The sequence below is a fragment of the Pseudoalteromonas sp. NFXS53 genome, from assembly GCF_056629255.1.
This window is the reverse complement of record NZ_JBWVBR010000006.1, coordinates 154,109-180,199: the sequence shown is the minus strand read 5'-3', so window position 1 is coordinate 180,199 and position 26,091 is coordinate 154,109. Positions and strand designations below refer to the sequence as shown.

Below are 26,091 nucleotides of genomic sequence, written 5' to 3'. Positions count from 1 at the left end.
ATGAGTGATAGTGTTGTAGTCGGTGGAGGGGTTTGTGGCCTATTAGCAGCTTATCTGCTAAAGAAGAAAGGGCAAAATGTTACTTTAATCGAGCATGCACAGAAGTGTGGGGGTTTATTAAACTCTGTTCAGGATAGTAAAAATAATTATTATGATCAGGGGACACACATTCCAAATCCAACAGGCGTAGAGCTGTTGGACAAGTTTTTGTTTGGATCTGCAGAGTCAAGAGTAGCTAACTGGCATCATATCCCAGTTTTGAAAACAGGGAACTATTTTAAGGGCTCTTGGGATTTAGAGACTCAGACAATAGATGCGAGAAAGCTTGACAGAGATAAATATGAGAGGGGCTTGGGTCAGTTAGTTTCTAACACTGCCTTGCCTTCAGATACAAACATTGAGGATTACTGTAAAAATTCAATAGGGGATGTATTCTTTAATGAATTAGTAAAGCCCGTCATTGATAAGTTATATGGTTCACAAGAGGACTATACAAACCTTACTGCAAAAAATAGCATTAACTATTTTGGGGCCACTCGATTGTTAGCCCTAGATCAAGCAATGACAACTGCACTCAAGGAGCTGCCTGTTTATGCTTCCAGACTTGGCTTCCATACTCATAGTGATTATCAAGCTTGGATGAGTAAAGAAGGGGTTGAAGAACCTTTATATTTTTATCCAAAATCAGAAAAAGGGTGTCAATATTGGATTGACGACTTAGTCAAAAAAGTGACTGATAGTGGTGTACATATTGTAAATAACGCAAAAATCACCGGTTTAAAAACAAAAAATAAGCAGATAAGCGAAATTCAAATCAATGGAAAAGATCTTTTTCAATGTGATTGGGTATATTGGAGTGCTCCACCAGCTTTTGCTTTAAAGTTTTTGACTAATGACCTAAATAGCTATCGCCCAAAACTTCGCACAGCAAATATATTCCATTTTACGCTTGATAAACCTTTACTAAATACAGAATCTCATTATTTGTGGAATTGGGATTCGAGTTCTGAAATATTTCGTATAACATTGTATCCAAATTTAAGTGACACAAAGAAGAACTCAATAACTGCTGAAGTATTAAGTGATGCGGAGCAGGCAGATTCGATTTGTGAGAGTAAAATATTTTCGGATCTTATTGCTATGCAATTGATCGATCCGAGTTCAAACATTGTTTCTTCATCAAGGCAAACTATTCACAACACTTTCCCAGTACCGACTCATGAGTTTTCGCAACATGTTACACAGCAGTTTGAGTTATTACATAACATAGCTGAGAATATTATGGTGTCAGGGCGTTTTGGGGGTAAGTTGTGGCTATTAAATGATATTTTGAATGATACCTATAACAGCATTACAAATAAATTTGGTTCCATAAATGATTAGTCGACTTGTTTTTATATGTGACGGTAATAAAAAAGTCGGCTTTGGACATTTGTCTCGATGCTTAACTATAGCTGGAGGATTGGCGGAAAATGCCCTAGAAATTTTTTTTTTCGGGGATTTAAATACTCAAGCATCTGATCGAGTAAAGAAAGCTGGTTTCTCGATTTTAAGAGCTTTAAACTTAGATGACTGTACAGCCGTAATAGTTGATTGTTACCAGCAAACTGAAGCTAGCTTGTTTACGTTAAAAAAGCAGTGTGCAAATCTACTAGTTGTAGATGATTTTGACAGTTATAGATTCGAGTTTATCGACCTAATTATAAATGCCAGGGTGTGTGCGGAAAGGTTTGTAAATTCAAGTAATAAACACATTTTAGGCGCTCAGTTTTTTCCTTTCAGTCCTAACCTCAAACAAATAAGAAAAAATAAACTTCAAAAAGAGCATGAGATATCTAAAGTGACGAATGTTCTGCTTATTATAGGTGCGTCAGACAGATTTTCCATCACTGATACTTTGCTCATGGCGATAGACCAAATACTTGTTGGTGCACAAATTACAGTGTTGGCGGGTAATAAGCCCAATGTGGCTTTAAAGCATAATACCTTGCGTTATAAAAGCTTCGTTAACAATATTGCTGAGTACTATAGCTCACATGATGTGGTCATCAATGGAGGTGGCTCTGTCAAGTATGAATCAGGTTTCTGTCTTCTGCCAAATGCGGCAATCTCACAGACAACAGAACAAAGAGACGATACAATTATTCTAGCAGAACAGAAACTTTGCTTTGATCTTGGTTTAGCTGAAGAGATAAGCGTTGAGGAACTCATGAAAAATTTGAAAGCCTTTTTAAGCGATGAAGAGCTTAAAATGCAACTGAAGCATATGCGCCAGTATTATAATACTGAATCATTAAAGGCTCTGGTCAAGTCGATTGAACAGGTGTTAGATGTCTGATATTGAGAAAAAAAAGCAAGCTTGGCATATTCAGGCGCACGACAGTAATGTTCAGAAGCAGGTTGCACGATTAGCTGAAAATGATATATGGACTTTGCTTGTAGATAATATTAATTCAAACCTAGAGCTTACAGGTGATGAGAGACTTTTGGATGTGGGCTGTGGAAATGCTTATTTATTATCAAGATTGAACGTTAAACCTAAACATATCTATGGAATGGACTTTGCCGAAAAAATGATTTCTGAAGCAAAGAAGCGTTCACCAGAAAGTACATTTTTGCAAGGCGAAGCAAATGAAATTCCCTTTGATGGACCCTTTCAACGCGTTTTAAGTTATAGTATTTTTCATTATTTTCCTGACTTAAATTATGTTAAACAGGTTTTAACAAATCTTATTGCCGTAACAGACTCGAAGGGAATAATTTTAATAGGGGATTTACTTGATAGTCGTTTCGAAGAGTCCATAAAATCTGGTAGTGACCTAACAATTGAAGCATCATTACCTGTAATCCACCGATATTCCCAATGGCTCTTCATTGATATTTCAAGTTTGAAGAAATGGCTTGAGCAGCAGCCAAATGTTGCATTTGTAGATATCATCGAACAACCGAGTGAGTTTTCATTGTCATGGTACCGAAAAGACCTGAAGATCACCTTAAAATAGCTCTTCAAGAACAGTTTAATATGCCAAATAGCTTGATAACGCGTTCAGGTAGTGTGGCGATTATTCTTGCATTGCAAGCTGCTGGTGTTTCACTCGGCAGCCAAGTTATTATACCTGCAAGCTGTTGTCCAATCGTCATGTATGCATTACAAATGGCTGGCTATCAGACTGTTTTAGCAGATGTAAACCCTGATACTCTAAATAGTGACTTATCCCATATTGAAGCAGTAATAAATAAAAATACTGCAGCTATATTGGCCGTCCATGCCTACGGACGAGTTTGCGATATTGAAAATATAATCAGATTTTCGAAACTAAGAGATATCATTGTCATTGAGGATGCATGTTTGGCTTATGGCGGACAAGTGAACGAACGCCCAATTGCAAGTTTTGCAGATATAAGTGTTATTAGCTTTGGATATGATAAGCCGATTGCTCATGGAGTGGGTGGAGCAATATTATTTAAAGATGACTTACATGCACAAAATGGGACCAGAATTTTAGAAAAAAATATCTTTTTTCAATTTCCCAACCAGGCAAATGATTTGAAAGCGATAGCAGATGAAGTGAAGTTATTAGCTGCGGCCACAAAACAACGTATTGAGAATGTACTTGAGGTTGATAAGTTGATTAGTAATCCATTATTTAGAAAGTTATCAATGCCATATAGTATCAATTATTGGCGTTACCCCCTATTGATCGAGCCGGCATTACGCGCAAAATTTATTGAGTTTGCTAAAGAGCGAAATCAGGTTTTTACATGTCATTACCAAAGTTTAGGGGCACTGCTTACGAATAGTCAGGTGCCAAATGCTGATTATATTGGAAAAAGTATTATTAATTTGTTTGTTAAGCCCCAAATCTCAAAGCAAGAAATAAATATTATGGCAAAGATTATAAATGAGTTTAATGATGACGCCTGAGCAATTGAAAGCTTATTATCAGCAACTCTATAAACAGCATGGTGATACCCCAGCTTCGGTTCAGCATGTATCTCGGAGTGCTCAAAATGTACGATTCAAAATTTTCCATGAATTTATTGATAATCAAAGTAGTGTGCTGGATCTCGGGTGCGGCCTAGCTGATTTTTTAGTGTATTTAAGGCAAAACAGTCATCAGGGGCATTATTTGGGATGTGATTTTGTAACTGAGTTTATTTCTAGGAACAATCAAGTGTTTATGGAAGATAAACTCAGCAAGTTTTACGAATTAAACCTTTTAGAAGCAGATTTTCCACAGGGATATGATGTGGTGGCAATGAGTGGCATTTTTAACAATGTGCTTACTTGCAATGAGGTTTTTTTAATGAAAACGCTTGAGAAGGCTTTTGCTGTTGCGAATCATACAGTTATATTCAATGCGCTCTCATCCTATGTTGAGTATCAAGAGGATACGCTTTTCTATGTTGATCCAATTAAACTATTTCATCATGTTAAGAGTCATTTAACGCCATTTGTTCAATTAAAACACGACTATGTGACTAAGCCGGATGGTTTTCCCTATGAGTTTACAATGGTTTTGAAAAAAGAAGGTGACTTACCATGATATTGACCGTCATGCAGCCTACTTATATGCCTTGGATAGGGTACTTTGATTTGATTGATAGTGCTGATAGGTTTGTGTTTCTCGACGATGTAAAATTAGAAAAAAGTGATTGGCATGTGAGGAATCGAATTAAAAGTGCTCAAGGTGAGCTAATGCTCAGCCAGGTAGTATCTACACCAAATGGACGTATGGAGAGCATCATTAGTGAGACAAAGTTTAAAACAGGACACCCTTGGCGAAAAAAGCACCTTAAATCAATAGAGATGAACTACCGGAAAGCCCCATTCTTTGCAGAGTTCTTTTCTGAATTAAAGCATTATTACTTCAATGGCAGTGACAATTTAGCAGATTTTAATATTGGTTTGATTAAGTTATTTTTAAAACGGTTAGAGATAAATACGCCCATAGAGCGTACTTCTCATATATTAGATATTGAAGGGGAGAAAGACGTACGCTTGGCAAACTTATGTGCTCATTATTCTGCAGGTACTTATCTATCCCCGCTTGGGGCAAGGGGTTATATTGAAAAACATAACCCTGGAGGGGCACTTGGTAGAGCCGGAGTTGACGTATACTATCAAAACTATAAACACCCTGAATATTCGCAGCTGTATGAGCCTTTTATTTCTCATCTAGGGGTTTTAGATGCTTTGATGAATCTTGGGAGTGAACAAACTAAGTCAGTTATTAAAAGTGGGCACAGGCCTTCAATACATTACAAGTCGTTTTATTAGTAAAGTGAACCGTATTATTACAGTTTCCAGTGTGCTGGATTTGTCAAAGCTTGGTCTTTAGAACTTAAGACGGGTAGGTCGCAAATGCCAGCATCTGACATTTTGCCATAAGCTTCTAAAATTTGTTCAAGCTGTTGCTCAGAATTTACACCTATTACAATTTTATCTATGAGAGGTTCGTTTAATGTGTACAGTATGGCCAGCTCAAGCTTCGAAATAGAATGTTGTTGAGCAATATGAGTAAATTCTTCTAACTGTTTGTGCCAAGGTGAAAAGTAACTGGGTAAGTCTTTCAACTGCATTAGTAAAAGACCTTGCAAGAAGCATGAGCGAGCATGTATTTCGACGTTGTTTTTTTTAAACCCTTTTAAGTAGCCTGAATCTTTAAAAAAAGTATCAAAACAATTAAACGGGATCTGAACTAGATCGATGAACTCATGCTTTAGCAGTTCGTCAAAGCAGCCATGACTATAAAGTGATACACCTGTTTTTTGAACTATATTATCATTTTTGAGCTTATTCAAAGCTTGGCATAAACTTATTGCACCTTCTTTTTTGATATCTTGTGCTGCATGAAACATGACACCATATAAGCTATCTGTATTTAAATTAGCTAAGCTTTTTTCTAGAAGGGAAAGGTAGCCCTCACAGTCATCTTGACTAAAGGCCTCACCTTTAAAAGGAGGCAGCTTAGTAACAATGCGATAATGCTTCGTGAGCGCATGCAGCTTTCCTAAAACTTGCTCACTGTTACCATAAGCATAAGCTGTATCAATAACGTCAATTTGATTATTAACAGCTAATTTTAAAATCTTTTCCACTTCTTTTAGGTTAGGTTTTCCTTGCTGATTGCTTACGCCATAATTCAAACCAAATTGCACACTTCCTAATGCGAGTCTCATAGTAAGCCTCGGAGCGTATCAATAATAAATAATTGCTCATGCTCAGTTAAGTTAGGGTGAAGAGGTAGAGTGATTGCTTTGGAGTAATAAGCTTCAGCATTCGGAAAATCACCTTTTTCAAAACCAAGTGCTTGATAGTAAGGCTGAAAGTGTATAGGAATATAATGTAGGTGCGCTTGAATACCGCGCTCTCTTAGTGTTGATATAACTTTTTTTTGTGAATTTGAGACTTGCTCATCTAACTTAACTATATAAAGATGGTAAGCGCTTTCAGTGGCTGAATTTTGGGTAAGGTGGAGTAAGTTACCAGGTAAAAGAGTATCGTATTGCTTAGCCAAGTAATTACGTTTTTTCACGAATTTATCTAATCGTTCTAATTGACTTATTCCTAATGCTGCCTGTAACTCAGTCATACGATAATTGTAACCGAGCGATTGTTGTTCATAGTACCATGGGCCATGGCTGACTTCTTGTAGCTCTTCAGTGATGTTAGTAACACCATGTGAGCTAAATTTTTTCATTTTTCGAGCAATATCATAATTGTTGGTTAATGCCATCCCACCTTCTGCAGATGTGATAATTTTTACAGGGTGAAAACTAAAGACTGTAATATCACTGTAAGCACAGCTACCAACTTTGTGGCCTTGATAGCTTCCTCCTATGGCATGTGAGGCATCTTCAATAATATAAAAACCATATTGTTTTGATAGAGCATGAATTCTTGCCATATCGCAGCTTTGGCCGGCTAAATGAACCGGGATAACTATTTTTGGTAACCGACCTTTAGATTTTGCTATTTTTAACTTCTCTTCTAGTGCAGTGACAGACATATTTCCTGTACTTATATCGATGTCAACAAAGTCTACTTCAGCGCCACAGTAGAGAGCACAGTTAGCAGATGCGACAAAAGAAATAGGTGAAGTCCAAACAATATCACCATTTTGCGCACCTAAAGATAAGCATGCTATATGTAATGCTGAGGTAGCGCTGTTAACAGCAACAGCAAATTCTGCAGAACAGTATTTGGCAACAAGTGTCTCAAACTCGGGGACTTTTGGGCCTTGAGTTAAAAAGTCGGATTTTAGAACTTCGACAACAGATTGAATATCTGCATCAGAGATATCTTGTTTGCCATATGGGATCATTTCAAGGCCTCGTTGTTAAAGTCTGTGATTTCTTTAACAGTCATAAAGTGAGGGTTATCAAGGGAATTATATTCAAAGCCAGGATTAACAGGTTTACCTTTTTCACCAATTGCATTAATAGTAAAGTCATTACTTCTACTACTAAACTTTATACCAGGAGCAATTACAAAGTGGTCGTCATATTCGTAGGTGTCAAAACAGAGATCTGATGGACACATTACCTCATGTAATTTTTCACCTGGCCTAATACCAATTATTTTTTGGGGTAAATTTGGTGCCATAGCTTTTGCAAGATCTGTGATTTTTATTGAAGGGATCTTAGGGACAAAGATTTCTCCGCCAAGCATTCTTTCAAAATTCTTTAAAACAAAATCAACACCTTGTTGAAGGCTTATCCAAAAGCGAGTCATATCAGGGTGAGTAATTGGTATGTGATCTAACTTTTCATTGATAAATTTTTCAAAGACTGGAACTACAGAACCTCTAGAGCACACAACGTTTCCATATCTAACTACAGAAAAAGTGGTTTTATGGCCACCAGCAATATTATTCGCTGCGACAAATAATTTGTCAGACGCGAGTTTGGTTGCGCCATAAAGATTTATAGGGTTTGCTGCTTTATCAGTTGATAATGCTATGACCTTTTTTACGTTGTTATCCAAGGCTGCTTCAATTACATTCTCAGCACCATTTATATTAGTTTTAATGCATTCCATAGGGTTGTATTCAGCAGCCGGTACTTGCTTTAACGCTGCTGCGTGAATTACATAATCTACCCCATTCATAGCTCTAATGAGTCTATTTTTATCCCTTACATCACCAATAAAATAGCGCATACATGGTGCATTGTATTCTTGTTGCATCTCGAATTGTTTTAATTCGTCTCTGGAGAAAATGATGATCTTTTTAGGTTTATAACGTTCAAGCAAGGTCTTCACATATTTCTTGCCGAATGACCCTGTACCGCCAGTGATTAAAATGGTTGAATTATTGAACATTGATTTTTACCCATTGCACTTAGATCTTTACACTTTAAACGCTGCGAAAGCCTTTGCGCGAAGTTGATTTAGAATAACCTGACAATTAAACAATACTTTAGCTTATATGAAAACTAAATAGCATATTAAATAACAGGATTTAAGAAACTAGGCTTAATTTGATGATAGTTTGAACACCTCAACTACACTTAAAACTGATTTTATATGTTGTTTGGAGTCAATATGAAAATCAGTTCACCTAATACTATAAACACGAATCGCCTAGAAAGTGGTTTTGAGAAACTTGCTTCTGGCAAAAAGATCAATTCAGCAAAAGATGATGCCGCTGCAATTCAAATCCTTACAAGCGTTATTGCTGAACAAAATGGCAGTGCAGTTGCAATAAGAAATGCAAATGATGGCGTATCTTTTGCGCAGGTGGCTGATGGGGCATTACAAAGCGTTACAAATAACTTAAACCGAGTTGAAGCCCTCGCTATTCAAGCCAATAATGGTGCTTTATCCGCAAGTGATAGAAGTGCAATTCAATCTGAAGTTGTTCAACTTCAAGCTGGTATAGCGCAAACAATAGAGTCTACCAACTTTGCAGGTAAACCAGTTTTTTCGGGGGAGTCAACCCAATTCCAAGTTTCACCAAACCAAGGAGAAACACAATCTCTGTCTGTCGATGTTTCTCAAGTGTTGGATCAACTGTCTAACTTGGACGTATCATCTCAACTAAAAGCGGGTCAGTCTCTTGAATTAGCTAAAGAGCTTAGAGAGAGCGTAAATGATCAGCAAAGTGATTTGGCTAGTTTCTCAAACTCGATTTATCAATCAATTGATTCAAATAGAGAAACACAGCTTGCGTCGACCGCAGGCCAAGAGCGTATTGAAAGTACAGATTATGCATTAGAATCTGCAAAAGGCGTTGCGTCTCAGTTTAAGCTAGATGTTGATATTGCATTAAGAGCGCAATCAAACGCATTACCAAATGGGATCGATAAGTTATTAAGTTAATAAATCTTTTAATAACAAAGTATTGATATATCTCATGCTCAGTGGCATTTTTTTGGCGATAGAGTCAAAAACTTGCCACTTAGGTATTGCATCCCTGACATACTCCCTTACAATCTTTTATTAAGTCACATTGATAGAAGCATTGGACTCCTTAAATGGTTTTAATCTTAGATAACAATAATAATCGCGCGAATGGCTTATCAGCTGCTCTCAACTTTGTGGGGCAACCTGCGCAAATGGTTTCTGAAAGTGGTTTTCAGAAAGAGATGTCTAAGACTAAAGATGCCATAGTCGTCCTAGGTGCCCTTGCAGAGCTTGATCACGAACAAGTCATTAAAGCCTCTCCTGCGACTCCTTTTTTGTTAATAGGCGAAACGCTCAAACCACTTTTAGACCTCGCTAATGTTATTGGCTTAATCTCAGAGCCGTTTATTCATGATGTGACCATGCAATTATTGCATGATTCTCAGCAATACCTTCGAATGCTACCTAACAAAGCTGATGCCACAGCAGGTAAGAGTTTCGATGGTTTAGTGGGTGAAACTGAAGCGGTTAAACAGGTTCGTTTTTTAATTTCACAAGTTGCGAAAACTGATGCCAATGTATTGATTTTAGGTGAATCAGGCACAGGTAAAGAAGTCGTTGCACGAAATGTTCACCTTTTATCTAAAAGAAGCACAGGGCCATTTGTACCGGTTAACTGTGGTGCTATTCCTGGTGACTTATTAGAGAGCGAATTATTTGGTCATGAAAAGGGTGCTTTTACAGGGGCGATTTCAGCACGAAAAGGTCGCTTTGAACTCGCTCAAGGTGGTACCTTATTCCTAGACGAAATTGGTGATATGCCTTTGCAAATGCAAGTGAAGTTGCTTCGAGTGTTGCAAGAACGCAGTTATGAGCGAGTGGGTGGCACAAAAGCAATTCAGGCTGATGTTCGAATCATTGCTGCGACTCATAGAAATTTAGAGATCATGATAGAAGACGGTAAGTTTCGTGAAGATTTATTTTACCGTTTAAATGTTTTCCCAATCGAAAACCCTTCTTTACATGAGCGCGCAGATGATATTCCACTGCTATTAAACGAGCTTATGCGTCGAGTGCATGAGCAAAGCGGCAGCACAGCTAAGTTTACAGAGCGTGCAATTGAGAGTCTTAAAGCCCACCCTTGGCCTGGTAATATTCGAGAGCTGGCTAACCTTGTCGAACGTATGGTGATAATGTTTCCTGAAAAGGTGGTCGACGTCACTGACTTGCCGACTAAGTATCGACATATTGAAGTTGAAGCGTTTGAACCTGAGTATCCCGAAGAATTGCTTGAGAAAGATGCATTTAACGAATTATTTAGTAGTGGTTTTAGCGACTATGATGAAGAGTCGGTTGAGTTTGACTCTGGGTTCAATGACTCTTCAAATCAGTTCGGCCTGTTGCCAGATGAAGGTATTGAATTAAAAGAGTACTTGGCTGAATTAGAAGTGAGTTTAATTACGCAAGCTTTAGAGCGAAACGACTACGTGGTGGCCCGTGCAGCGGAAATACTAGGTGTACGTCGTACAACGCTCGTAGAAAAAATGAAAAAGTATAATTTAAATAAAGACTGAGTATTGAACATGGCAGGTTAATCTGTAATTCAAAGTAGAAAGCGCGTTTAATATGCGCTTTTTATTTTTTACACCTTTTATTTTCTACACAAGTTCTTTTGCAAAATCTTTATCGCAATATAAATCAATGGTTTCTTGCTTTCTAAAGCAGGCATTATCGTGATCGTTGACCATGCCACACGCTTGCATATGCGCGTATACTGTAGTTGGACCTAAAAACTTAAACCCGCGTTTCTTTAAATCTTTGGCAAACTTTTCACTGATCTCGCTGGTGGCTGGGTAATCTTCTTTGCTATGTATTTGATTCACGATCGGCTTATTATTAACAAACTGCCATTGGTATTTCGCGAAGCTACCAAACTCTTGCTGTATCTTTATAAATGCCTTGGCATTATTGATTGTCGCCGCAATTTTTAATTTATTGCGAACAATGCTTGGCTCAGTCATTAAACGTTCTACATCTTCATCTGTCATAGCTGCAACTTTATCAACATCAAAATTCTTAAAAGCAGCTCGGTAGCCATCGCGCTTTTTCAAAATAGTGTACCAACTCAGTCCTGCTTGTGCGGATTCCAAGGTGATAAACTCGAATAGCTTTTGGTCGTCAAATACTGGGATGCCCCATTCTTCATCATGATAAGCAACATAATCTGGTTTTGTTTCGTCTAGCCAAAGGCAGCGTGTGCACATTTTTTGTATCTCTGTTGGTTGATACCAATCCTCAAAATAGATCACTTAATTAAGAGGATTGGTACGAGTATAAAAAGAGTATATATAAAGCTGTATAAAAAAACAGTGTCAAAAATGTAACACTTAATAAATTGAGTCTAATTGTTATTTTAGGTATTGAAAGTAAAGGGTTTTTAACTTTGGCACACAACCTGCTTTGTTCGGTTAGTTTAAAGTTTTGAGATTAACGTTATGGCACTAGCACAATTAGCCCAGACATCACATTTATCTCCAGTAACGCCTCTAAGTCGTCGACCTGATTTAGAGTTTAACCCATGTTTACTGCAGGAGGCTTATGTGGGGGAATTAAGCGACTTACGTCAACAAGCAAGTTGGTTAAGTCACCTAGTTGATACTATGCCTGCTGGTGTTGTGGTGCTCGATGGTCAAGGCATGATTGCCAAAGCAAATCAAATTGCCATTGATATGTTGGGTGAGCCGCTAGAAGGTGAGAAATGGTTTAATATCATTCAGCGCTCTTTTAGCCCACAACAAGACGATGGACACGAAGTGTCATTGCGAGACGGTCGTTTGATCAAGCTTGATATTACCGCACTTGCGCCAGAGCCTGGTCAATTAATTTTAATGACTGACCTAACAGAAACTCGTCGTTTACAGAAACGTATGGCACATATGCAGCGTTTGAGCTCTCTAGGTAAAATGGTTGCATCGCTAGCACACCAAGTCAGAACGCCACTTTCAGCAGCTATGCTGTATGCCGCCAATTTAGGTAGTAATAAAGTGCCTGAAGCATCTCGTTCACGTTTTCATGAAAAGCTGATGTCTAGATTGAAAGATCTCGAATCGCAAGTAAACGATATGTTGTTGTTTGCAAAAAGCGGTGAGCAGCAAGTGATCGAAAAAGTGTCTATGCAGCAACTGCTTAGTGAAGTGAAAGCGGGTGCTGATGCCATGGTGGCGATGAATAGCAGTGAGCTTGAAGTAAATTTACCAGAACCAGACATTGAGATTTTAGGCAATAAAACAGCGCTCGCCAGTGCCATCCAAAACTTAATTCATAACAGCATTCAAGTGATTGGTAAAAATGCCCATATCACATTAAGTGCAGCGCGTGATGAAGAGTCAGAAAGAGTGAGAATTTCAGTGTCTGACAATGGCCCTGGTGTCGATTTATCGCTGTCAGAAAAGATATTTGAACCCTTCTTTACTACAAAAAGCCAAGGCACAGGCCTAGGTTTAGCGGTTGTTAGCTCAGTGGCTAACTCACACAAAGGTAAAGTAGAAGTCACCAATAATGAGCAAGGCGGTGCGTGTTTTAGTTTATTACTGCCAATTTCATTCAGTACAGAGCAATTGGAGGTTGTATGAGTCATTCAATTTTAGTTGTTGAAGATGATGCAGGGTTAAGAGAAGCATTAATCGATACACTTCAACTCTCAGGTTTTGATACGGTTGAGGCGAGCTCTGCCGAAGAAGCGGTGATGCTTTTGAAAAAGCAAACCTTCTCTATTGTGGTTAGTGATGTACAAATGGGTGCAATGAGCGGTTTGGATTTACTCAAAACCATTAAGCTTAACTACCCAGATTTACCTGTGCTGATGATGACAGCTTACGCAACCATTGACGATGCTGTAGAGGCGATGCGTTTAGGTGCCATTGATTACATGGCAAAACCGTTCGCGCCAGAAGTACTATTGAATATGGTTAGTCGTTATATGCCTGCAAAAGAAAAAGAAACAGAGGGCCCTGTGGTTGCTGATCCACAAAGTCTTCAGTTACTGGAACTTGCTAATAAAGTCGCGAAATCTGATGCCAGTGTGATGGTGCTCGGGCCGAGCGGTTCAGGCAAAGAAGTCTTGGCTCGATTCATTCATGATAAATCAGAGCGTAAAGATGAAGCCTTTGTAGCCATTAATTGTGCGGCTATTCCTGAAAATATGCTCGAAGCTACTTTGTTTGGCTATGAAAAAGGTGCGTTCACAGGTGCTATTCAAGCGTGTCCGGGTAAATTCGAACAAGCTCAAAAAGGCACTATTTTGTTAGATGAAATTACTGAAATGGATTTAGGCTTGCAAGCCAAACTCCTTCGCGTGTTGCAAGAGCGAGAAGTAGAGCGCTTGGGTGGTAGAAAAACTATCGACTTAGACGTCAGAGTTTTGGCGACTAGTAACCGTGATCTTAAAGAGGCGGTAGCTGAAGGCAAGTTTAGAGAAGATTTATATTACCGCTTGAATGTTTTTCCTCTGATGTGGCTGCCCCTGCATGAGCGTCCGGGTGATATTGTAGTGTTAGCTGAGCATTTGTTAGCAAGGCATACTAGCAAAGCAGGTAAGCCAGCAGTGCAATTAAGCGATAGCGCAAAGCAAAAGCTATTATCACATTCATGGCCTGGTAATGTTCGCGAGCTTGATAATGTGGTTCAACGTGCTTTGATCTTGCAGCAGGGCGATATTGTACATGGTGAAGATATCTTTATTGAAAACTATCAGCCGAGTTTAATATCTACAAGCTCAAGGAATACAGAAGTGTCGCCACAGATCAATGTGGAGCAACAGGCGCGACAAGTTGAGCCTGTAATCAGTGACACAGAAAATTATGATGCTGCAAATTATAAAGCGACATTACAAGATAAAGAGCATCAAATTATCCTAGATACGCTTCATAAGTGTAATGGTAAGCGTAAAGACGTTGCTGAGGTACTAGGTATGAGCCCAAGAACTTTGCGTTATAAACTCGCTAAAATGCGCGATATGGGGATCCCATTACCTGCGTAATTTTTCTACTCTGAAAGAGGCCAAAATCTTGGCTTCTTTTTTAATACCAATCCTTTAAATAACTCACTTAATTAAGAGCATTGGTATTATTGTCAAAAAATCGACTCACATTAAATGAACTTAACACACTGAAAATAATAAGTTAATTTGTGGCACGCTTTGTGCTTTTACAGGTTATATATTTTTATTGGAGTGGGTGTTATGAAAATCCAACCAAACTCTCTTTATCAAGAAATGCAGTCTCTGGCAGTAGAGGCAACAAGAAATACCATTAAAACCAATGAAGTTGCAGTGCAAAAAACAGCGGCGACATCATCGGCACAATTTGGTGACTTACTCTCAGATGCCATTAATACAGTTAATGGTTTACAAAAAGACGCTAAATCAAAAGTAACTGCACTAGAGATGGGTGATAGAAGTGTTTCACTTGCCGAAGTCATGATAGCATCACAAAAATCATCAGTGGCTTTCGAAGCAACGGTACAAGTTAGAAATAAACTTGTAGAATCTTATAAAGAAATCATGAATATGCCAGTTTAATCTGGGTAGTGGAGTAGCACCGTGGCAACGAATCAATCAACCGATCTGACTTTAACCGATGGCACTGCTGGCGCTGGCTCAGAAGAGCAGCAAGAGCAAAAGTCGGGATATTTAAGCGCATTAAGTGGCGTTGATATGCTTCGCCAGGTGACTATTATCATTGCTTTAGCTATTTGTTTGGCAATAGCAATTGCAATTATCATTTGGGCACGCCAACCTGATATGCGCCCACTGGGCCAGTACCCAACCGAAGAACTAGTGCAAACGCTAGACTTTCTTGATGCTCAGAAAATTGACTATGAACTTGATGGCAACACCATTATGGTTGCCGAAACTGATTACCAAACCATAAAACTACAAATGGCTCGTGATGGTTTCACACAAGCGCCGAGTTCTGGCACAGATATCTTGATGCAAGACATGGGCTTTGGTGTGAGCCAGCGCTTAGAGCGCGAGCGCCTTAAGCATAGTCGTGAACAGCAACTAGCGCGTACAATCGAAGAGCTACAAGATATTAATCGTGCCAAAGTATTGTTAGCAATTCCAAAAGAGAATGTGTTTGCACGTCGCGAGAAAAAGCCTTCGGCCACCGTGGTTATTACGCTAAAGCGTGGTAGAACGCTTGGCGGTGAAGAAGTTGACTCAATTGTTGATATCGTGGCTTCGGCAGTTCAAGGTTTAGAGCCTGCTCGTGTTACCGTTACAGATCAAAACGGTCGTTTGTTAAACTCAGGTTCTCAAGACTCACTGGCTGCACGCTCGCGTAAAGAATATGAAATTGAACGTAAGCGTGAACAAGAATATTTAGAAAAAATTGATAGCATCCTTATTCCTGTTGTGGGCTTAGGTAAATACACCGCACAAGTAGATTTAACCATGGACTTCAGTGCGGTTGAAGAAACACAGAAACGTTATAACCCTGATTTACCAGCAGTACGAAGCGAAACGACCTTTGAAGAAAGCAACATCGGTGGTATTACCGCAGGTATTCCTGGCGCGCTATCGAACCAACCACCAGTTAATTCAAATATTCCTGAGATTGCAGGTGGCACTAACGGTCAAGGTTCATCGCCTTCTCGTTCACAAAAAGAAGCTACTCGTAACTATGAATTAGATACAACCATCAGCCATAAGCGTCAGCAAACAGGCGTTATTCGTCGTATAAGTGTGTCTGTGGCAGTAGATTATCTGCCAAAAGCAGATGAAGAAGGCAATATGACAATGGCGCCACGTAGCCAAGAAGAGTTGATGAATATTCGTCGTCTGCTACAAGGTGGTGTGGGCTTTGATATGCAACGTGGTGATGCGTTAGAAGTTGTAACTGTCCCATTCGTGCGTGAAGATATCATTGAGCAAGCTGATCTGCCGCTATGGGAACAAGATTGGTTTATGAAAACAATCCGTCTTGCGCTTGGTGCCTTGGTTATTATCGTGCTTATTCTAGCGGTTGTTCGTCCAATGCTGAAACGCCTGATTGACCCAGATGACACTCTAGAAGACTTTGATGAAGATGCGTTAACAACGGGCGTAGACTTAGGTGATAGCACGTTAGATATGCTGAATAATGAGTTTGATTCATCAGCAGTTGGCTTCTCATCAGATGGTACTTTACAATTACCAGACTTACACGGCGACGAAGACTTACTGAAAGCAGTAAGAGCGCTTGTAGCCAATGAACCAGAATTATCATCACAAGTTGTGAAAGCGTGGTTAACGGAAGATGAGTAACGAAGAAGAACAAAAACAGCTCCCTGCAGCTTTTGATGTTGAGAAGCTCGATGGAGTTGATAAAGCCGCCATCTTATTACTGAGCTTAACAGAAGAAGATGCCGCACAAATTTTAAAGCACCTAGAGCCAAAACAAGTGCAGAAGGTCGGTATGGCTATGGCAGCCTTAGATGATCTTTCACAAGCTAAGATCAGTGCGGTTCATAACCTCTTTATTGAGCAGATCCAAAGCTTCAGTACCATAGGTTTCCAATCTGAAGACTTTATCAAAAAAGCGCTCACAGCAGCACTAGGTGAAGATAAAGCAGCAAGCCTTATTGACCAAATTGTCATGGGTTCTGGAGCTAAAGGTCTAGACTCATTGAAATGGATGGACTCGAAGCAGGTTGCTAATATTATTCGTAACGAGCACCCGCAGATCCAAACCATTGTTTTAAGTTATTTAGAGCCAGAACAGTCCGCCGAAATTTTGTCGCAATTCCCTGAAAAAGTCCGTTTAGATTTGACAATGCGTATTGCGAACTTAGAAGAAGTTCAGCCAGCTGCACTACAAGAACTAAACGAGATTATGGAGAAACAGTTCGCAGGTCAAGCCGGTGCGCAAGCTGCGAAAATGGGCGGCTTAAAAGCGGCAGCAGATATCATGAACTACCTAGACACCAATGTTGAAGGTCAGTTAATGGATTCAATCCGTGAACATGACGAAGAGATGTCACAGCAAATTCAAGATCTGATGTTTGTATTTGAGAACCTGTTGGATGTCGAAGATCGTGGTATTCAGGCTATTCTACGTGAAGTACAACAGGATGTATTGATGAAAGCAATCAAAGGTACTGACGATGCATTGAAAGATAAGATCCTAGGTAATATGTCTAAACGTGCAGCTGAGATGATGGCGGATGACCTTGAAGCAATGCCTCCAGTGCGTATCAGTGAAGTAGAAGCCGCACAAAAAGAAATCTTATCTACAGCTCGTCGCCTTGCTGATTCAGGCGAGATTATGCTGGGTGGCGGCGGCGGTGAAGAGTTCTTATAATCGATGAGTGATAAAAAGTTTTATAAAGGCAGGCCGGTTGAAGGCGAAGCCATTGATGAATTGTTAAAGAGCTGGCCTATTCCGGATGTCAGCGAAGATCCGACTAAGTTTTCAGGCCGTTCTACGGCATTTGGGCAACCACTTGAGCAAGTTTATCAAAAACAGCAGCATACGCAGGAAGACGAACCAGAAACGCAAGAGCCAGAAGAGTTCCCTACACTGACGCTTGAAGAGCTTGAGCAGATCCGTCAAGACGCTTATGAAGAAGGCATTAAGCAAGGTCATGAACAAGGTTATATCGAAGGGTTCGATAAAGGCGTCACAGAAGGAAAAGAAGCGGGTTATAAAGAAGGCTTAGAAATAGGTAAAGAGCAAGGTTTGAACGATGCCAAGCCTTTGATCGAAGAAAAGTTGCAGTACTTAGGTCAATTAATTGAAGGTATGGCAGCGCCTTTAAATAAGGTCGATGAAACGGTAGAGAAGCAACTTGTTCACCTTGCCAAATTATTGGCGGAGCAAGTGGTGTTTAAAGAGTTGCAAACTCATCCTGAGCTTATTTTAGTTGCGCTCAAAAAAGCCATTGATGCTTTACCTATGGGAGAGCAAGCGGTAAAAATTCACTTGAATCCAGAAGACCTAAGTTTAGTAGAAGAAGCCTATGGCGTTGAACACCTTCAACAACAGCACTGGCAACTGGTGGCTGAACCAACATTAGACAGAGGCGGTTGTGAAGTAAAAACTGCCCAGTCTTCAATAGATATGACACTTAAAACACGACTAAACGAAATTATGGAAAAGTTTTTGCATGATAGTGGTATCTAATACCAGAAATTATCATGCATGAGTCTAGAAAGCCCTTTAGCTGAGCGTTTAACACGCTATCAAAAACACATTAAGCCATTTGCTACGCCCGTTGCTGGCAGCTTGACTCGCGTGGTAGGGTTAACCCTCGAAGCGCGAGGTTTGAGTGCACCTGTTGGCAGTCAATGTAAAATCGAAACCATTCGCGGTTTTGTCGATGCCGAAGTGATTGGCTTTAACGGCGATACACTTTATCTCATGCCAAACGATCATATTTCTGGCGTATTACCAGGTGCCCGAGTGATCCCCCAGTTAAACGAAACCGGTCTACCAGTTGGCATGTGCCTCTTAGGTCGAGTCGTTGATGGTCTTGGTAGGCCATTAGATGGTTTAGGTGCTATTGAAGCTGAGCATTATCTTAAATTTGCACAAGATCCAATCAACCCACTGGCGAGACGTCCAATCAGCCAACCTATGGATGTGGGTGTGCGTGCAATTAACTCAATAATTACCGTTGGGCAAGGCCAACGTATGGGGTTATTTGCGGGCAGCGGTGTGGGTAAGTCAGTTTTGCTTGGCATGATGACTCGTGGTAGTGAGGCGGATGTCATTGTTGTTGGCTTGGTGGGGGAGCGTGGCCGCGAAGTAAAAGAATTTATTGATGAAATCTTAGGCCCAGAAGGTAGACGTCGCTCGGTTGTGGTTGCGGCTCCTGCTGATGCTTCTCCTTTAATGCGTTTAAAAGGCTGCGAGAGTGCAGTTACTATAGCTGAGTACTTTCGCGATCAAGGTTTAAATGTCTTATTACTTTTAGATTCCGTGACACGTTATGCTATGGCTCAGCGTGAAATAGCATTGGCAGTCGGAGAGCCGCCAGCCACAAAAGGCTACCCGCCTTCGGTATTTGCAAAACTCCCTGCGCTGGTGGAGCGGGCAGGTAATGGAGGTGAAGGGCAAGGATCTATCACGGCATTCTTCACTGTTTTAAGTGAAGGTGATGACATGCAAGACCCCATCGCCGACTCAGCGCGTGCAATTCTAGACGGTCACATTGTTTTATCTCGTGAACTGGCTGACAGCGGCCATTACCCGGCGATAGACATCGAAAAGTCCATTAGCCGTGTTATGCCACAAGTTGTTTCTGAGCCACATATGCAGCAAGCGCGAGTGCTAAAACAAGTTTACTCAATGTATCAGCAAAACAAAGACATGATCACATTAGGTGCTTATCAACAGGGGAGCGACCCTATGCTAGATCAAGCTATACAAATGATGCCGCAAGTGAATGGTTTCTTGCAGCAAGGTATGAAAGACGTATTGCGTTATGACGAGTGCTTACAAGGCCTCGCACAGTTACTAGGACAAGGCTAATGGCGAAAAATAAATTAGACTTATTACTCAAACTTGAGACCGATAAAGAAGAGAACTTACGCATTAATTATGTGCAAGCGCAGCAAAACTTTGTTAGTAACCAACAAAAACTTCAGGGCCTAAACGACTTTCGATTGGAGTATAGTCAACAGCTTCATAACAGAGCCAAACAAGGTATGAGCTGTGAAAGTATCAAACAGTACAATTCTTTCATTAATAAAATTGAAGAGGCGATAAATCAGCAAGCAACAACGGTGAGAACGGCGAAGCAAGTTGAAGAGCAGCGCCGAAAACTTTGGCTAGCTCAACAAGCGAAAACTAAGGCGATTGCTAAGTTGATGGAAAAGAAAGCCATTGAAAAGCAAACCAAAGAAAATAAAGCTGAGCAAAAAATGTTAGACGAGTTCGCCACGAATATATTTATGAGACGTGTTGCAAGCTAGCTTGGCTTAAATATTGCTTGGTTTTTACAGATTATAGAATTTAATACGAATGCGGCTTACGTTTGCCGCTCTGAAAAGGTGTAGATATGCTTAATTTAAAATTAGAAGTGGATCTAAAATTGAGCCAAGCTGAAAAAGCGCGATTTGTCAGCGAAAAAGAGCAAGCAGACAAAAACGCCTTTTATTCAGAGTTAGAGCGAGCTGAAAAGGCATCAACGAGTGTTGATGCAACGAATGTTATTACTAAAAATAGTGCTAGTGAACAACATGCTGTTGAAATTACCCAAAAGCCAGCGAGTGAGCATAATAAGAAAGCCAGTGATTTAGATAAACCAATGTTGGCTGACTCTAAAAAAGCAGATGCTTCATCTAATAGTGATTCAGAGCAGAAAGAGTCGAGTGCAGCACCTTTATTAGAAAACGCTCGTGAATCGAGTGAACAAGTTGTTGATGATAAGAAAAAAAACTTAGAACAAATAACCACGACAAAAGATACTGAGCAAAAAGCAAATATTAGTTTTTACCATGGGCAACAAAATCATGAGCAGGTGAGTGCTGAAAGTCAACAAGCGACTAAGCCAGTTACTGATAATAATGCTTTGAATGCTGGTCAAGTCGAGCAACCTGAAATTGCAAAAGCAAATAAGCAAAACATTAATTCATCTAGTCAAACAGGTACGCTTACAAATGCTCAAGTTGAGCCTTCAACATCTGACAAGCTACTTGCCCAGATCCAAGCTTCAACTTCTCAAGCTACCGACGTAAAACAGCACCTTGCGCCAGTGCCAAAAGCATTGAAAGACGTGCTAACACAGTTTGATAGTAGTAAAGAAGTTCTGCCTGTAAACACTGAGAAAAAAGCGGATAAGATTTCACCGCCAAATTTAGGACGAGGTGAAAATGAAGCGGTAAAAGTAATGTCTGCTAAATCTGAACTCGTTTCATTACTTGGTGGGCAAATGCAAGGGGATAAGAAATCAGCTAGTGACACTGGTGAAGTCAACGCTGCATCGTCATTAGCAAATAAAGCTACTCAAGAACATCAGGGTCTATCTAAAGACGGCAAACCACAAGTTTTAAATGAACAAATACAACCTCAGCCTGGTAACATGAATGAGGAACTTACAGAGTCGGTTAATAATCAGGCTAGTAAAAGTGAAAAGCTAATTAGCAGTGTAGCGGCACAGCAAACTTCACCTAAATCAAGCGAAAACCCATCATCTACGGTAATGAATGAGGTGCAACCAGATGCTGATGTTAACCAAGTGTCAGATTTAAATGCTATTAAGAAATCTGATATTAATGTTACTGAGAAATCAAATGAACAGAACAATAAATCACCGCAAATACACGCTGATAAAAGGGTAGATATAATAGCAACTGATTCAAAGCAATCTGTCAAAGAGCCCACAGCAGATAATGTTTCTATTTCTAATGAAGCAAAGGTAGCGACACATCTAGATAATGTAACAGAACGACAAGAAGGCAGTAACCGAGTTACAGATAAAGTGGTAAATTTGACAGATAAAACACCGGTCAATCCAGGCGCTTTAGAGCAGCAAATAAAGTCGCTGCCAAACCAAGAGAAACTTGCACTACAGCACTCATTACAACAAGCCGTTGATAGTGGTAAGTTAGATGATGTGCAATTGAAACGTGCTGAAGAGACACTATCAATACTTAAATCAAGCATTGATATGCATAACCAAGATGCTAAAAAAACTGAACCAAAAACAGCCAGCGTTATTGGTGGTATAGGAACTCAGAATAAAGGCAATGCTGATTTAGCAAACTACAACAGTACAAAAGTAACGGCTCAAAGTTTATCTGAGACAGCTCAAGCATCTGTAGAACAAGCAAAGAATGAGCAAGTTTCAATGGCTGATTTATCAGACGTAATGCAGGTCAACAATGAACAGTTTGCAAAGCAAGGCCGCAAAGCTGAGATGAGCCCGCAAACAGAGAATATTTTTAAGTCGATAATACAGCAGACACCATTAGCGAATTTGCAATCAACACACGATTTAGATGTTTCTCAATCAGTTCAGCAGTTTGATAATGTATTGCAAAATGCGCAAACGCAGCAAAGTGCATCAGTCACTCAAAAGGCAAGTACTGACCCAAATATTGCTCAAACTTTTAACTTGCAGAAAAATGATGCAGTAAAAGCATTACATGACAAAGTAAATGCAATGCTCAACATCAATAACAAAGAAGCGGAAATTCGACTCGATCCACCAGAGTTAGGCAGTATGCAAATTCGAATTCGGAGTGAAGCAGAACAGGCCCAAGTGAATTTTGTGGTCCAAAATCAGCAAGCAAAAGAGGCATTAGAGCAATCTATGCCTAAACTTAAAGAAATGCTCGCTGAACAAGGTATCCAACTAGGAGAGAGTAATATTCAACAGGATTCCGGTTCAAGTTCTGAGCAAGGTACTGATGAAGCTCAAGAACTTGGCAATTCAAAGCTTGCTAATCAGGAATCACAAGCGCAAAATAGCCATCAAAATAGAACAAATTCAACAAGCAGTGAATCCGGCATAGATTACTACGCTTAACAGCTGCTAATATTGATTAGATTAGAATAAAATTTGAAGGCTAGGCATGGCAGAAGAAACTGATTTAGAAATTGAAGAGTCGGGTGGCGGCAAGAAAAAGCTCATTATTATCATTGCTGCGGCTGTAGTTTTAATTGCAGGTGCTGTTGGGGCTTTTTTATTTTTATCAGGCGATGAAGAGCCGGCTGAAACTTTAGCTGAAGAAACGGTGGCGACAGAAGCTGCTTCTGAATCCTCAGGTGCAGAACTTGGCAGTGCATTATACGTAGCCATGCCAAGACCTTTCGTATTCAATGTGCCTGGCGCAAGCCGAGATCGAATTGTACAGATTAAGGTGCAACTTCTTGTGCGTGGTGACGTCAATGAAGAAGTTGCTAAGAAACATATTCCACTTATAGAAAGTACATTATTAGGTGTGCTATCAACTACGACCGCTGACGAGTTAAGCACGTCAGCAGGTAAAGAAACTATTCGTCTAACCGCGTTAGATAAAGTGCAAGCCGCGATGGAAGCCGTAGAAGGCAGTAAAGTGATCGAACGCGTGTTATTCACCGGCTTTGTTATGCAGTAGCGAGGGTTAAGTGAGCGATTTATTATCCCAAGACGAAATTGATGCGCTCTTACACGGTGTTGATGAAGTCGAAGAAGACGAGATAGTCGAAGAGGGCGGTGAGTCCTCAGCAGGTGCATTGCAGTATGACTTTTCTTCTCAAGATCGTATTGTTCGTGGTCGTATGCCGACCCTTGAGATTGTTAACGAACGATTTGCAAGGCATATGCGGATCAGCCTATTTAATATGATGCGTCGCACCGCCGAAGTATCGATAAATGGCGTACAAATGCTCAAGTTTGGTGAATACATACATACCTTGTTTGTTCCAACCAGCTTAAATATGGTGAGGTTTAGACCTTTAAAAGGTACTGGCTTGATCACCATGGAAGCGCGCCTTGTATTTATCTTAGTAGATAACTTCTTCGGGGGGGATGGCCGCTACCATGCAAAAATTGAAGGCCGTGAATTCACACCAACCGAACGTCGTATCGTGCAGATGCTACTTAAAATCATCTTCGAGGATTATAAAGAAGCATGGGCACCGGTAATGGATGTGTCTTTTGAGTACTTAGACTCAGAAGTTAACCCAGCAATGGCTAATATTGTGAGCCCAACCGAAGTGGTTGTTATTAGCTCATTTCATATTGAGCTAGACGGTGGCGGCGGTGATTTTCATATTTCACTGCCTTACTCAATGCTTGAGCCTATTCGTGAGCTGTTAGATGCCGGTGTACAATCTGATACAGAAGATACGGATTTGCGCTGGAGTAAAGCGTTACGCGATGAAATCATGGATGTCGAAGTAGAGCTATCTACGCAACTATTAGAAATAGATTTATCATTAGAACAGGTTATGGGGCTTAAAGCTGGGGACGTTATTCCAGTTGAAATGCCAGAGCATATAACTGTTTTTGTTGAAGATTTACCAACATTTAGAGCGAAAATGGGCCGTTCTAGAGATAATGTTGCACTACAAATTAGTGAAAAAATTAAACGCCCTGAGTCTGTTAAATCTGAGCTGCATGTTTTCACAAAAGGTGGAAAAAAGCTCGACTCTGATGCTGAGCTGGCAGAGCTAGAGGAAGATCTACACCTATCAGAGGGTGTGGATTTAGATTGGTAAGGTTAACTATTAGGTTTTAAGTTATGAGCGATGATCAAGATACTATGGATGAATGGGCGGCGGCCTTAGCTGAAGCTGAAGGAGCTGATGAAGGCGGCGATGTTGCAGTCGCAGAGCTCGATGAGCTACAGGATGCGTCTCAAAGTTTATCGGCAGAAGAAAAGCGTAAGCTTGATACTATTTTAGATATCCCGGTCACCATTTCGATGGAAGTAGGTCGTTCTAAGATTAATATTCGTAATTTACTTCAGCTTAATCAGGGCTCAGTTGTCGAGCTTGATAGAGTTGCGGGTGAGCCGCTTGATGTACTTGTTAATGGTACGCTTATTGCTCACGGAGAAGTAGTAGTCGTAAATGACAAGTTTGGTATTCGTCTAACTGACGTTATCAGTCAAGTTGAGCGAATTAAGAAGCTACGATGAGAAAGGAACTGCTTGGGATTTTAGGGTTTTCCGCTCCGGTACTTGCTGGGTCAAGCAACATTGGTCTGAGTAGCGATTTAGTATCAATGAGCCTATCACTTTTTTTGGTGTTAGGCTTAATTGTTGGTATGGCGGTACTTTTAAAACGGCTTAATCCTAGCCTAGGTAATAGCCCCGACTTCAAAGTTGTTAGAAGCTTTCCTTTGGGTAACAGAGAGCGCTTGATGGTGATTGAGCTTGATGGCAAGCACCACCTTCTGGGGGTTACTTCTCAAAACATTAATTATTTGTACCAGCTCGAAACGCCCTTAAGTGACCAAAATACCCCCGCTTTTGCAAAAGAGTTAAGTCGCTTTATGATGCCGGCCAATAAGAAGAATAAAACAGATGATTAAGTTAAGTGTAGGCATATTACTTTTGTTACTAGCGCCTTTTGCTGGCGCAGAAGGCATAGAAGCGCTGAGTGTTACGACGAATCCAGATGGGTCTCAAGAGTATTCTGTAACATTACAAGTTTTGGCTTTAATGACAGCCCTGAGCTTTATACCTGCCGCAGTCATTATGATGACCTCATTTACTCGTATTATTGTGGTGTTAGCCATACTTCGACAAGCCATCGGCTTACAGCAATCCCCTTCAAATCAGATATTGCTAGGGATGTCGCTATTTTTGACTTTCTTCATTATGGCACCCATATTTTCTCAAATTAATGATAGGGCGGTTCAGCCTTATCTCAATGAAGAGCTCACTTCTATTCAAGCGCTAGAACAAGCGAAAGAGCCAATTAAGGCCTTTATGCTGTCACAGACAAGAATCAAAGATCTTGAAACCTTTGCGAAAATTGCAGGATATGACAAGCTTGATAGCCCTGAAGACACCCCTTTTGTAGTGATTATTCCGGCATTCGTGACGAGTGAGTTACAAACCGCATTTATTATTGGTTTTATGTTTTTCATCCCGTTCTTGATTGTTGACCTCGTCGTTGCCAGTGTTTTGATGGCTATGGGTATGATGATGCTATCGCCAATGATTGTTGCGTTGCCATTTAAGATTATGCTGTTCGTTCTTGTGGATGGTTGGGGGTTAGTTATGGGGACGCTTGCTCGAAGTTTTGGCTTAGGAGTATGAT

At 40.2% G+C, this 26,091-nt stretch carries 26 protein-coding genes; 22 read left to right on the top strand and 4 right to left on the bottom strand.

Annotated elements, in window-relative coordinates:
• Genes AC1HJP_RS08945 through AC1HJP_RS08920 form a run of 6 tightly spaced genes read left to right on the top strand, consistent with a single transcriptional unit; the run spans position 1 to position 5,281 of the window.
• Positions 1-1,383, top strand: coding sequence for an NAD(P)-binding protein (locus AC1HJP_RS08945; protein ID WP_480361509.1), 1,383 nt, complete (start codon positions 1-3; stop codon positions 1,381-1,383).
• Complete coding sequence (locus tag AC1HJP_RS08940; RefSeq protein WP_480361508.1) at positions 1,376-2,338, top strand: hypothetical protein; 963 nt, start codon at positions 1,376-1,378, stop codon at positions 2,336-2,338. Before AC1HJP_RS08945 ends, AC1HJP_RS08940 begins: the two co-directional genes overlap by 8 nt.
• Complete coding sequence (locus AC1HJP_RS08935) at positions 2,331-3,002, top strand: class I SAM-dependent methyltransferase (RefSeq protein WP_480361507.1); 672 nt, start codon at positions 2,331-2,333, stop codon at positions 3,000-3,002. Before AC1HJP_RS08940 ends, AC1HJP_RS08935 begins: the two co-directional genes overlap by 8 nt.
• Positions 2,966-3,925, top strand: a complete 960-nt coding sequence (locus tag AC1HJP_RS08930; RefSeq protein ID WP_480361506.1) for a DegT/DnrJ/EryC1/StrS family aminotransferase — start codon at positions 2,966-2,968, stop codon at positions 3,923-3,925. The genes AC1HJP_RS08935 and AC1HJP_RS08930 overlap by 37 nt, the downstream gene beginning before the upstream one ends.
• On the top strand, positions 3,903-4,547 hold the full coding sequence (locus tag AC1HJP_RS08925) for a class I SAM-dependent methyltransferase (RefSeq protein ID WP_480361505.1): 645 nt from the start codon (positions 3,903-3,905) through the stop codon (positions 4,545-4,547). The genes AC1HJP_RS08930 and AC1HJP_RS08925 overlap by 23 nt, the downstream gene beginning before the upstream one ends.
• Positions 4,544-5,281, top strand: coding sequence for a WbqC family protein (locus AC1HJP_RS08920; RefSeq protein ID WP_480361504.1), 738 nt, complete (start codon positions 4,544-4,546; stop codon positions 5,279-5,281). Before AC1HJP_RS08925 ends, AC1HJP_RS08920 begins: the two co-directional genes overlap by 4 nt.
• Positions 5,282-5,298: 17 nt before the next feature.
• Here the strand turns inward: AC1HJP_RS08920 and AC1HJP_RS08915 are convergent, their stop codons facing one another.
• Genes AC1HJP_RS08915 through pseB form a run of 3 tightly spaced genes read right to left on the bottom strand, consistent with a single transcriptional unit; the run spans position 5,299 to position 8,326 of the window.
• Positions 5,299-6,183 (bottom strand): aldo/keto reductase, encoded by an 885-nt coding sequence (locus tag AC1HJP_RS08915; protein ID WP_480361503.1) that lies wholly within the window; start codon positions 6,181-6,183, stop codon positions 5,299-5,301.
• Entirely contained in the window at positions 6,180-7,328 is a 1,149-nt protein-coding gene (gene pseC, locus AC1HJP_RS08910; protein ID WP_480361502.1) for a UDP-4-amino-4,6-dideoxy-N-acetyl-beta-L-altrosamine transaminase, read from the bottom strand. The genes AC1HJP_RS08915 and pseC overlap by 4 nt, the downstream gene beginning before the upstream one ends.
• The gene (gene pseB / locus AC1HJP_RS08905; protein ID WP_480361501.1) at positions 7,325-8,326 is read right to left on the bottom strand and encodes a UDP-N-acetylglucosamine 4,6-dehydratase (inverting); all 1,002 of its coding nucleotides are present in this window, start codon (positions 8,324-8,326) and stop codon (positions 7,325-7,327) included. Before pseB ends, pseC begins: the two co-directional genes overlap by 4 nt.
• Before the next feature lie 222 nt (positions 8,327-8,548).
• Here pseB and AC1HJP_RS08900 point away from each other — a divergent pair, with 222 nt between their 5' ends.
• Both AC1HJP_RS08900 and AC1HJP_RS08895 read left to right on the top strand, forming a co-directional pair.
• On the top strand, positions 8,549-9,325 hold the full coding sequence (locus AC1HJP_RS08900; RefSeq protein ID WP_480361500.1) for a flagellin N-terminal helical domain-containing protein: 777 nt from the start codon (positions 8,549-8,551) through the stop codon (positions 9,323-9,325).
• A 155-nt stretch (positions 9,326-9,480) separates the two neighbouring features.
• Positions 9,481-10,923, top strand: a complete 1,443-nt coding sequence (locus tag AC1HJP_RS08895; protein ID WP_480361499.1) for a sigma-54 dependent transcriptional regulator — start codon at positions 9,481-9,483, stop codon at positions 10,921-10,923.
• An 84-nt stretch (positions 10,924-11,007) separates the two neighbouring features.
• On the opposite strand, the gene AC1HJP_RS08890 is transcribed toward AC1HJP_RS08895, so the two are convergent.
• Positions 11,008-11,613 (bottom strand): DNA-3-methyladenine glycosylase I, encoded by a 606-nt coding sequence (locus AC1HJP_RS08890; RefSeq protein WP_480361498.1) that lies wholly within the window; start codon positions 11,611-11,613, stop codon positions 11,008-11,010.
• A gap of 231 nt (positions 11,614-11,844) precedes the next feature.
• On the opposite strand from AC1HJP_RS08890, the gene AC1HJP_RS08885 reads away from it, so the two are divergent.
• The 14 genes from AC1HJP_RS08885 to fliP all read left to right on the top strand — a co-directional run bounded on the left by AC1HJP_RS08885 (position 11,845) and on the right by fliP (position 26,090).
• Positions 11,845-12,981 carry a sensor histidine kinase gene (locus AC1HJP_RS08885; protein ID WP_480361497.1) on the top strand — a complete coding sequence of 379 codons (1,137 nt, stop codon included), beginning with the start codon at positions 11,845-11,847 and terminating at the stop codon, positions 12,979-12,981.
• Positions 12,978-14,387 (top strand): sigma-54-dependent transcriptional regulator, encoded by a 1,410-nt coding sequence (locus AC1HJP_RS08880; protein WP_480361496.1) that lies wholly within the window; start codon positions 12,978-12,980, stop codon positions 14,385-14,387. Before AC1HJP_RS08885 ends, AC1HJP_RS08880 begins: the two co-directional genes overlap by 4 nt.
• Before the next feature lie 201 nt (positions 14,388-14,588).
• Complete coding sequence (gene fliE, locus AC1HJP_RS08875) at positions 14,589-14,927, top strand: flagellar hook-basal body complex protein FliE (RefSeq protein ID WP_058029194.1); 339 nt, start codon at positions 14,589-14,591, stop codon at positions 14,925-14,927.
• A 21-nt stretch (positions 14,928-14,948) separates the two neighbouring features.
• A complete protein-coding gene (gene fliF / locus AC1HJP_RS08870; protein ID WP_480361495.1) occupies positions 14,949-16,655 on the top strand; it encodes a flagellar basal-body MS-ring/collar protein FliF in 1,707 nt (568 codons plus the stop codon).
• The gene (gene fliG / locus AC1HJP_RS08865; protein ID WP_480361494.1) at positions 16,648-17,691 is read left to right on the top strand and encodes a flagellar motor switch protein FliG; all 1,044 of its coding nucleotides are present in this window, start codon (positions 16,648-16,650) and stop codon (positions 17,689-17,691) included. Before fliF ends, fliG begins: the two co-directional genes overlap by 8 nt.
• A 3-nt stretch (positions 17,692-17,694) precedes the next feature.
• Positions 17,695-18,513 (top strand): flagellar assembly protein FliH, encoded by an 819-nt coding sequence (gene fliH / locus AC1HJP_RS08860; protein WP_480361493.1) that lies wholly within the window; start codon positions 17,695-17,697, stop codon positions 18,511-18,513.
• Positions 18,514-18,531: 18 nt separating this feature from the next.
• Positions 18,532-19,863, top strand: coding sequence for a flagellar protein export ATPase FliI (gene fliI, locus AC1HJP_RS08855; RefSeq protein WP_480361492.1), 1,332 nt, complete (start codon positions 18,532-18,534; stop codon positions 19,861-19,863).
• Entirely contained in the window at positions 19,863-20,306 is a 444-nt protein-coding gene (gene fliJ / locus AC1HJP_RS08850; RefSeq protein ID WP_480361491.1) for a flagellar export protein FliJ, read from the top strand. The genes fliI and fliJ overlap by 1 nt, the downstream gene beginning before the upstream one ends.
• Positions 20,307-20,392: 86 nt before the next feature.
• Positions 20,393-22,864 carry a flagellar hook-length control protein FliK gene (locus AC1HJP_RS08845; protein ID WP_480361490.1) on the top strand — a complete coding sequence of 824 codons (2,472 nt, stop codon included), beginning with the start codon at positions 20,393-20,395 and terminating at the stop codon, positions 22,862-22,864.
• Between the two features lie 46 nt (positions 22,865-22,910).
• Complete coding sequence (fliL, locus tag AC1HJP_RS08840) at positions 22,911-23,435, top strand: flagellar basal body-associated protein FliL (RefSeq protein WP_138483370.1); 525 nt, start codon at positions 22,911-22,913, stop codon at positions 23,433-23,435.
• A gap of 10 nt (positions 23,436-23,445) precedes the next feature.
• On the top strand, positions 23,446-24,540 hold the full coding sequence (gene fliM / locus AC1HJP_RS08835) for a flagellar motor switch protein FliM (protein ID WP_349287165.1): 1,095 nt from the start codon (positions 23,446-23,448) through the stop codon (positions 24,538-24,540).
• A 23-nt stretch (positions 24,541-24,563) separates the two neighbouring features.
• A complete protein-coding gene (fliN, locus tag AC1HJP_RS08830) occupies positions 24,564-24,962 on the top strand; it encodes a flagellar motor switch protein FliN (RefSeq protein WP_480361489.1) in 399 nt (132 codons plus the stop codon).
• The gene (gene fliO / locus AC1HJP_RS08825; protein ID WP_480361488.1) at positions 24,959-25,357 is read left to right on the top strand and encodes a flagellar biosynthetic protein FliO; all 399 of its coding nucleotides are present in this window, start codon (positions 24,959-24,961) and stop codon (positions 25,355-25,357) included. The genes fliN and fliO overlap by 4 nt, the downstream gene beginning before the upstream one ends.
• Complete coding sequence (fliP, locus tag AC1HJP_RS08820) at positions 25,350-26,090, top strand: flagellar type III secretion system pore protein FliP (protein ID WP_480361487.1); 741 nt, start codon at positions 25,350-25,352, stop codon at positions 26,088-26,090. Before fliO ends, fliP begins: the two co-directional genes overlap by 8 nt.
• The last annotated feature ends 1 nt before the right edge of the window (position 26,091 follow it).